Here is a 4,616-nt window from a genome sequence, read left to right on the forward strand (position 1 = left end):
GATCGTTTCGGGGCAGAGCGACGGAGCCGGCATCCACCGCTCCCGCACGGGTAAGGGGCCTGCCTCAGCCCATCGCCCGGGCCAGCACCTCGAACATCCGCCGCTCGCCGCACTGGGCGACGTTGAAGCGCAGGCGGTCGGCGGCGTCCTGGCCGACGCTGAAGACCGGGCCGGGGGCCAGCACCACGCCCCCGGCGAGCGCGCGCCGCGCCACCGCCGCCGCGTCGAGGCCGCCGGGCAGGCGCGCCCACAGGAACATGCCGGCCGCCGGCACGTGCGGCACCGACAGCCCCAGGCCCGTGAGCCGCTTGACCACGCTGCCCCGCGCCTCGGCGAGGCGCGCGCGCATGCCGTCGAGGTAGCGCCGGTACGAGCCGTCGCTGAGCGTGCGGTGCACGAGGCCGGCCGCGAGGCTGCCGTTGCCGAGGCTCACCGCGAGCTTCAGGTCGACGAGGCGCTCGACCCAGTCCGGCCGCAGCGCGATCACCCCGGTGCGGGCGGCCGCCGACAGGGCCTTCGAGAAGCCGCCGATGTGGATCACCCGCTCCAGCCCGTCGAAGCCGGCGAGCCGGGGGCCCGGCTCCGGCTCGAAATCGGCGTAGATGTCGTCCTCGACGATCAGGGTGTCGTGGGCCTCGGCGAGCTTGAGCACCCGGTGCACGGTGGCCGGGCTCACCGTGGCGCCGGTCGGATTGTGGAGGCCGGAATTCGTCAGGTAGAAGCGCGGCCGGTGCTCGGCGAGCGCCGCCGCGAGGGCGGCGAGGTCGGGCCCGGCCGTCCCGAAGGGCACGCCGACGATGCGGACCCGGTGCGCCCGCAGCAGGGCGTGGAAGTTGAAGTAGCAGGGGTCGTCCACCAGCACGGCGTCGCCCGGCTCCAGCAGGAAGCGGCAGATCAGGTCCAGGGCCTGGGTCGCCGAATCCGTGAGCACGAGGGCGTCCGGGTGGGCCGGGATGCCGCGGTCGGAGAGGCGCCGGGCGACGAGCTGGCGCAGGCCCGGATGCCCGAGCGGCGCGTCGTAGCAGGCGAGGCTCTGGTGCGGGTCGCGGGCGAGCTGGCGCAGGGCCCGGCGCAGGCTCCCGTCCGGCATCCAGTCCGGCGGCAGCCAGCCGCAGCCGGGCTTGAGCAGGTCCTGGCCCGGCTCCAGGGATTGCCGCGCGATCCAGAGCGGGTCCACCGCCCGGTCGAGGCGCGGCCCGATCGCGGCGAGGCTCAGGGGCTCGGGCCGTCCCGCCACGTAGAAGCCGGAGCCCGGCCGCGAGACGATGGCGCCCTCCGCGCCGAGACGCTCGTAGGCTTCCACCACCGTCGACTTCGAGACGCCCATCGTCTCCGCGAAGGCGCGGATCGAGGGCAGGCGCGCGCCGGGGCCGAGGATCCGGCCGGCGATGCGCGCCTCGATCGCCGACATCACCGCGCCGACGCGGGTCTCGGGCAGGGTCGCCGCTCCGTCCGCCATCCGTACTGCTCCCCATCCAGGACAGTTCTGACGAATTGTACCGGTTCCGTCCCTGTCGCGGAAGCCCGGCCGGACGCATCGTCCGCCCGTGATTCGGGAGGCCGCGATGGCGAATGGATGTTGCGAGGCGGGACGGGGCGGGCGCCGGCCGTTCGCGGACGGGGCGGCGGGCCGCCTCGCCCGCGGGCTGCGCGGCCTCGCCGGCGACCTGGCGCTCGTGGGAAGCGCGCTCGGCCTCGCGCTGATCCTGATCGTCGTCGGGGCCTGACCGGGATGCCCACCGAGATGCGGCCCCCCCACGATCGCCCGCTGCGCGAAGCGGGCGATGAGGCCTGTCGCCGCGCGAGTGGCTACGCCGCCGACCCGGAATGGACCGCGTACGGCATCCGTGACGCGATCGTCTTCGTGACCGGCTTCCTGGTGGCGCTCATGCTGATCAGTCCGCACGGGTGACCCTACCGATGACGCTCGCACCCACCCGCACCTCCTCCCGGACCGCCGCGCGGACCGCGAGTCCGCTTGCGGCCGGGTCCCGCGCCTGGATCGACGGCTTCCTCGGCGTCCTGATCTTCAGCGCCTCGCTGCCCGCGACGCGCCTCGCGCTCACGGGCTTCGATCCGATCTTCCTCACCGCCGCGCGGGCCGCCATCGCCGGCTGCGTCGCGGGCGCGGCCCTGCTGCTGCTGCGCCAGCGCCTGCCGGGCCGTGCGGATCTCGTCCCGCTCGCCGTCGTCGCGGGCGGCGTCGTGGTCGGGTTCCCGCTCCTCACCGCGCTCGCGCTGCGCCATGTCGGGGCGGCCCACGCCGTCGTGTTCGTCGGCATCCTGCCGCTCGCCACGGCCCTGTTCGGGGCGCTGCGCAGCGGCGAGCGGCCCCCGCGCGCCTTCTGGGCGCTGTCCGCGCTCGGCGCCGCGGTCATCGCCGCCTTCGCGGCTCCCGGGTTCGGGAGCCTGTCGGGGCCCGGCGACGGCCTGATGCTCGCCGCGATCCTGGCCTGCGGGCTCGGCTACGCGGAGGGCGGCGTCCTGGCGCGCCGCCTCGGCGGCTGGCAGGTGATCGCCTGGGCGAACGTGCTGGCGCTGCCGCTGAGCCTGCCCCTGGCGCTCGCCTCCCTGCCGGCGGCGCCGCTCGCGAGCCCGCCCGCCGCGCTGGCGGGCCTCGCCTACGTGTCCCTGTTCAGCATGCTGATCGGCTTCGTGTTCTGGTACCGGGCGCTCGCGCGGGGCGGCATCGCGGCCGTGAGCCAGCTGCAGCTGCTGCAGCCCTTCCTCGGGCTCCTCGTCTCGGCCCTCGTCCTCGGGGAGGTGATCGAGGGGCGGATGCTGGTGGCGGCGCTCGCCGTCGCGGCCTGCGTGGCGGGAGCCCGGCGCCTCGCCGCGCCGCGCCGGTCTCCGCCGGCCCCTCAGGACTTGGCGAGCACCTCGACGTCCCGATCGAGCCCGCTCTCGACCTTGAACTCGCGGGTGTAGACCTGCCCGTCGTGGCGGGCGATCAGCACGTAGTCGCCCTCGGCCAGCGTCACCTGCGGGAAGGCGCCGATCGCCTCGCGGATGGTGTCGCCGCCCGGCGTCAGCACGCTGAAGGCGGTGCCGGCGAAGGCCTCGGCGCCCGCGCTCGCCACGAGCTTCAGGGTGACGGTGGCGGCCCGGTGGTTGAGGGTCGCGTCGGTGACGCGCCCGTTCTCGACCTTCAGGTCGGCGCGCTGGATGGCGTTCGACTCGCCGTAGGTCGAGACCACGTGGTAGGTGCCCTCGGGCAGGCGCAGGAGCTCGCCGGCCTTGACGCCGCTGCGCACGAGCCGCCCCTCGGAATTCGTCCCGATCGGCACGAAGACCGAGAACGAGAGCTGGCCGGGCGCGATCCGGGTGTCGCCGATGGCGCCGGAGAGCTTGAGGGCCCCGGCATTGACCTTGAGCCGCTCGGATTGCGGCTGGCCGGACATCACGACCTTCTTCGAGGCGCTGGCGTAGCCGTAGGTGACGGTGACGACGTAGGCGCCGGCGGGCAGGCGGAAGCTCGGCTCGGCCTCGTTCGAGCGGGCGACGATGGCGGGCCGCCCCCCGTCGCTGCGGTCCTCGTAGACGCGCCAGGCGAGGCCGGAGGCGAGCCTGCGCTCGCCCGCGCCGAGCACGGCGGAGACCGCGAGCGCCGCCTCCTCCCCGGACAGCGACGGGCCGGGCAGCCCGGGCCCCGTGATCGAGGGCGCGGGCAGGTTCGGGCCGAGGCCGTTGCCGAAGGGGTTCTGCGCGCCGGCCGGGGCGACGAGGAGGCACGCGGCGGGAAGCGACGCCGCGCCCGCGAGCCACACCGTCCGACGCCTCATCCCGCCCGCCATCGCAACCCGTCTCCGCCGCCGCCGAGGCCGCACGCGCGCCCGCGCCGATTGCCAAACGGCCGCGCAGGCGCCAGTTAGCGCTGGATCTGGACGCGGACCGTGGCGGCGTGATGGCCGCCGGCCGGACTCTCGCACGGCGGAGGGCCTGCCGTCGACGGGCCCGCCGCTCCGCCCTTGCCCGCCGGTTCCCGAGACCCTGCCCGCGATGATGCCCGACGCCCAGGCCGACGCCTTCCCCGAGACCCTCGCCTTCCTCGCCGCCCGCCGCTCGGTGGCGCCCCTGAAGCTCGACGGGCCGGGCCCCGGCCCGGAGGCCCTCGACGCGATCCTGCGGATCGCCTCGCGCGTGCCGGACCACGGCAAGCTCGCCCCCTGGCGCTTCATCTTGATCGAGGGCGAGAGCCGCGAGCGGATCGGCGCGGTGATCGAGGCGGCCTACCGGACCGACCATCCGGAGGCCGACGCGGCCCGCCTCGCGCTGGAGCGCGGGCGCCTCGCCCAGGCGCCCCTCGTCGTCGCGGTGGTGTCGCGGGCGGGGCCCCACGCCAAGATCCCGGAATGGGAGCAGGTGCTCTCGGCGGGCGCGGCCACCATGAACCTCTGCGTGGCGGCGAACGCCTCGGGCTTCGCGAGCGCGTGGCTCACCGAGTGGTACGCCTACGACCGCCGCGTCCTCGACGCGCTCGGCCTCGACCCGCGCGAGCGCCTCGCGGGCTTCGTCCATATCGGCCGGGCCGCCGAGCGCCCCTCCGACCGGCCGCGGCCCGACCTCGCGGAGATCGTCACGCGCCTCTGAGCCGGACCATCGTCGAGCCGGGCCGC

General features: G+C 75.8%; 6 protein-coding genes. 4 read left to right on the forward strand and 2 right to left on the reverse strand.

The window, feature by feature from the left end; translation table 11 throughout:
* Window positions 1-64: 64 nt before the first annotated feature.
* The gene (locus MOX02_RS09740) at window positions 65-1,459 is read right to left on the reverse strand and encodes an aminotransferase-like domain-containing protein (RefSeq protein WP_147025598.1); all 1,395 of its coding nucleotides are present in this window, start codon (window positions 1,457-1,459) and stop codon (window positions 65-67) included.
* A gap of 106 nt (window positions 1,460-1,565) precedes the next feature.
* Here MOX02_RS09740 and MOX02_RS31135 point away from each other — a divergent pair, with 106 nt between their 5' ends.
* The 3 genes from MOX02_RS31135 to MOX02_RS09745 are packed head-to-tail and all read left to right on the forward strand — an operon-like array spanning window position 1,566 to window position 2,928.
* Window positions 1,566-1,727, forward strand: a complete 162-nt coding sequence (locus MOX02_RS31135) for a hypothetical protein (protein ID WP_170267778.1) — start codon at window positions 1,566-1,568, stop codon at window positions 1,725-1,727.
* A gap of 17 nt (window positions 1,728-1,744) precedes the next feature.
* Window positions 1,745-1,912, forward strand: coding sequence for a hypothetical protein (locus MOX02_RS31140; RefSeq protein WP_170267780.1), 168 nt, complete (start codon window positions 1,745-1,747; stop codon window positions 1,910-1,912).
* Between the two features lie 8 nt (window positions 1,913-1,920).
* Window positions 1,921-2,928 (forward strand): DMT family transporter, encoded by a 1,008-nt coding sequence (locus tag MOX02_RS09745; protein ID WP_147025599.1) that lies wholly within the window; start codon window positions 1,921-1,923, stop codon window positions 2,926-2,928.
* On the opposite strand, the gene MOX02_RS09750 is transcribed toward MOX02_RS09745, so the two are convergent.
* Complete coding sequence (locus MOX02_RS09750) at window positions 2,862-3,782, reverse strand: RgsD C-terminal domain-containing protein (protein ID WP_147025600.1); 921 nt, start codon at window positions 3,780-3,782, stop codon at window positions 2,862-2,864. The genes MOX02_RS09745 and MOX02_RS09750 overlap by 67 nt on opposite strands.
* 220 nt (window positions 3,783-4,002) lie before the next feature.
* Between MOX02_RS09750 and MOX02_RS09755 the strand changes: the two genes are divergently transcribed.
* Window positions 4,003-4,590 (forward strand): nitroreductase family protein, encoded by a 588-nt coding sequence (locus MOX02_RS09755; RefSeq protein ID WP_147025601.1) that lies wholly within the window; start codon window positions 4,003-4,005, stop codon window positions 4,588-4,590.
* Window positions 4,591-4,616: the final 26 nt, after the last annotated feature.

Origin of the sequence: Methylobacterium oxalidis (genome assembly GCF_007992195.1) — a bacterium.
GTDB lineage: Bacteria > Pseudomonadota > Alphaproteobacteria > Rhizobiales > Beijerinckiaceae > Methylobacterium > Methylobacterium oxalidis.

What these genes read in the sequence shown, in the direction of transcription:
- MOX02_RS09740 (WP_147025598.1), bottom strand. Translation starts at nt 1,459, where the DNA reads ATGGCGGACGGAGCGGCGACCCTGCCCGAGACCCGCGTCGGCGCGGTG.
- MOX02_RS31135 (WP_170267778.1), top strand. Translation starts at nt 1,566, where the DNA reads ATGGCGAATGGATGTTGCGAGGCGGGACGGGGCGGGCGCCGGCCGTTC.
- MOX02_RS31140 (WP_170267780.1), top strand. Translation starts at nt 1,745, where the DNA reads ATGCGGCCCCCCCACGATCGCCCGCTGCGCGAAGCGGGCGATGAGGCC.
- MOX02_RS09745 (WP_147025599.1), top strand. Translation starts at nt 1,921, where the DNA reads ATGACGCTCGCACCCACCCGCACCTCCTCCCGGACCGCCGCGCGGACC.
- MOX02_RS09750 (WP_147025600.1), bottom strand. Translation starts at nt 3,782, where the DNA reads ATGAGGCGTCGGACGGTGTGGCTCGCGGGCGCGGCGTCGCTTCCCGCC.
- MOX02_RS09755 (WP_147025601.1), top strand. Translation starts at nt 4,003, where the DNA reads ATGCCCGACGCCCAGGCCGACGCCTTCCCCGAGACCCTCGCCTTCCTC.